This is a genomic window from uncultured Ligilactobacillus sp. (assembly GCF_948826705.1).
Taxonomy (GTDB): domain Bacteria; phylum Bacillota; class Bacilli; order Lactobacillales; family Lactobacillaceae; genus Ligilactobacillus.
Window position 1 is genome coordinate 1 of sequence record NZ_CAQLEL010000084.1, and the last position, 1,970, is coordinate 1,970.

3 protein-coding genes are annotated in these 1,970 nt (G+C 37.2%); 1 reads left to right on the top strand and 2 read right to left on the bottom strand.

The genetic code is table 11. From position 1 onward, the window contains the following. Nucleotides 1-276: helix-turn-helix domain-containing protein (locus Q9Q35_RS05750; protein ID WP_304652551.1), on the bottom strand; the 276-nt coding region annotated here is incomplete at its 3' end. A gap of 98 nt (nt 277-374) precedes the next feature. Beyond that, nucleotides 375-884, bottom strand: a complete 510-nt coding sequence (locus tag Q9Q35_RS05755) for an HAD family hydrolase (RefSeq protein WP_304652552.1) — start codon at nt 882-884, stop codon at nt 375-377. Nucleotides 885-1,086: 202 nt separating this feature from the next. Between Q9Q35_RS05755 and Q9Q35_RS05760 the strand changes: the two genes are divergently transcribed. Further along, a complete protein-coding gene (locus Q9Q35_RS05760; RefSeq protein WP_304652553.1) occupies nt 1,087-1,392 on the top strand; it encodes a hypothetical protein in 306 nt (101 codons plus the stop codon). The last annotated feature ends 578 nt before the right edge of the window (nt 1,393-1,970 follow it).

A 1,970-nucleotide genomic window follows, 5' to 3' on the forward strand; every position in this document is an offset into this window, starting at 1 on the left:
CGTTTTTAAAGCTGCGCCCCGGTCGGTCAACTGATAGACCGCACGTGAGCTATTGCTAGCCATCACACGTTCTACCAATCCTTCCTTCTCCAACTCCTTTAGACGTTCCACTAAAACGCGATCACTGCATTTCTCAACTTTTTGTGCTATTTCTTTAAAACGCTGTGGACCTTCATTCAATAAAACTTCGATGATCAAGCCATTCCATTTTTTTCCTAAAATCCCAAAAGTCTTTTGGAACTTCGGACAGACTTTGAATACTGATTGTGTACTCAAGACACATACCCCTTTCTAAATTACACAAATAGACCCGCACTATCGAGTGATACGGGTCTATTATCTGTGCTTTCAATAGTACTTAACACTATTTTACACTATTCACTTACTTTCGCAAAGCCTAGAGCTTGTTTTAATGAACTCATTATTTTCAAGGAAAGATGTTTACTGTATTCTTCAGTCGCTGAATATTTATCAACTAATGATACAATGTAGCCTTCTGGATACTTTGGAGGGCAAGTCGTTGCGCCCCACATGTGTTTGATGATGATATCTTTTTCGCGTGGGGTCAGTACAGTCAGCTTTTCTGCATTACGCACAGCGATCCGTGGATGGATCCATGCATGCGTGCCACGATCGAATTTAGTCACACGCCAATCATAGTAAAATAAATCATGCAACAAGCCAGCACGAGCTGTAGATCTTGCATCCAAATGGAATTTTTTAGCAAGTAAATAGCTTTCATAGGAAACAGCAATACAATGTTCTAAGCGCGTTGAAAAATGGTGTTGCGTATAATTAGCCAAACGTTGGACTTCTGGCTTTTCTAGCAACTCACCTACATAGCTCATATATTCTTCATCATTACGCCATACGTCTTTTTTCATAAATGCTGCATAACTCCTTTAACCAATGTTTTACTAACCAACCCTGCCTCTCACTTTTTATCTTACTATTTTATTTTGCAAAAGCAATCTTTAAGCTGTTGATTTAAGTAATTTAAAGATAAATTTAAGAATTTATTTACCCAACAAACGAACGTATGTGCTATAATACAAAAGAACATATATTCGAAAAGAGGTATTATATATGGATAAACAAGAATTTGAAACTTATTTAAATGAACACTGCTCGGCTTTGAGCAAATTTCAAGCACGAGCTTTAGACTACCAAGCCAATAAAAATCAGAATCGTGCTAGATCTGCTCGCTGGAATGATGCCAAAGTCCAACGAGCAGCAGATGCGATGTATGATACTTTTCTTACTGGGATCTATACCAAATTGCGCAGTGCGATCGAAGATAAATATGACCGCCAAGCTTGGCTCGATTACATCGAAAAATACGAACTCTTAGAACAATTGGAAGAAAGCGTGCTTGAGATCGAATTTGAGTAAAAAAATAGCAGATGTTTTAAACATCTGCTATTTTTTGGCAAATAAAAAGAGGCTGTGATAGAAGTCTCCAAAAAACGGCCGTAATCAGTAACATTAAATTCGAAGTCTAACCAAGCCAAAACATTGTTAGACCAAAAATAAGAACAAAGATCAATTCAGAGGCTACAGATGATTTAATAACTGAGGTAACGATGGAAGCGTTGATCAACGAATGGCTTGATATCTACAAAAAACAACTTAAAAATACCACTTACGTTCCTACAGTATAAGCATCATGGACAAGATCTCTCTTCATGTTACAGAGCAGGCTAAGAAACAATTAAACCCAAAATCGGATGAGCTTTAAAAAATTCCCCCCATTTGTCCCTCAAAAGGATATTTTTTAGACTAAATTAACTCTATCTAATTTTTTGCAAATAAAAAACCCTTGGAAATGGCACTGGGGTCCGTCAAGTATACAGTTTAAATAGAAAAATAGTTTATGCGGTTTGAACGCGGAATTTTTCTGCGGTCAAGCCGTTTTTTGATGCATATGCACGTTGCGTGTTGAAATATTCAATAGATTCCATCGTTACCTC

What these genes read in the sequence shown, in the direction of transcription:
- Q9Q35_RS05755 (WP_304652552.1), bottom strand. Translation starts at nt 884, where the DNA reads ATGAAAAAAGACGTATGGCGTAATGATGAAGAATATATGAGCTATGTA.
- Q9Q35_RS05760 (WP_304652553.1), top strand. Translation starts at nt 1,087, where the DNA reads ATGGATAAACAAGAATTTGAAACTTATTTAAATGAACACTGCTCGGCT.